At 55.1% G+C, this 770-nt stretch carries 1 protein-coding gene; it reads right to left on the bottom strand.

Annotated features, from left to right (window positions below):
* Window positions 1-165 precede the first annotated feature (165 nt).
* Window positions 166-770, bottom strand: a 605-nt coding sequence (locus NW844_RS13000) for a hypothetical protein (protein WP_414336254.1), incomplete at its 5' end; no start/stop codon positions are given.

A 770-nucleotide genomic window follows, 5' to 3' on the forward strand; every position in this document is an offset into this window, starting at 1 on the left:
AGCCTCGTGAGTCTTGGATGCTTCAGCTCTACTTCAGAGACCCGGTACACGGGATGGACTCCGTCCCGCTGCCGCGAACGATGAAGCAACTGGGGCAGAAGAAGAGACAAAAGCTCTGCTGTCAAGCGGGTGAGGAAACCCCACCCGCCTGCGCGGTGGGGTAGTTCATACGCGACGCAGCCGCAGTCTTTGCACCCATTCTTCCCCAAAGCGCAGCCAGTCTGGCATTTTTTCTGGACTCACCTGTTGGTCACCCCGCCAAACGATAAGCTGCGGCCCGGATCCCTCGGCACAACAAGGAGCATGTTGCTCCAAAAAGCTAAGAAAACTAGGATCGAAGCGCAGGCGAACCTTGGCCTCATCTTCTCCGCGCAAGAGGTATTTGCGGGAAAACTGAGGGTGGCCCTCAAAGTTGATATCTTGCATGCCAAAGGCTTTGGCGATGTCGTGAAACAGGGGAACTTCCGGATGTAGCCGAAAATGAGGTAGCCGTAGATCTTCGCAATAGGCCCAGAAAACAGACTGGAGATGAATACTGCCCCCGCCTCGAGTATAAATCCCGGGTCTCCTCCTGCCGGTGTGCTTGTAGTCAAAGGAACCGATCTCAGTTCCATCGATTAGCTGCTTGGATATTGAATTGTAGAAACCTCGATCGTAGCCTCGTTCAAATAGTTCAAAACCTGCCTGAAGCAGGCGGGATCGGATCCCTTCGGGCAGCTCCGCCGAAAACGACATGCCCAGGCTCCTGGCCACCTGCTCCAAAGCTTCCC

It is taken from the genome of Synechococcus sp. H55.2, from assembly GCF_047462495.1.
Classification (GTDB): domain Bacteria; phylum Cyanobacteriota; class Cyanobacteriia; order Thermostichales; family Thermostichaceae; genus Thermostichus.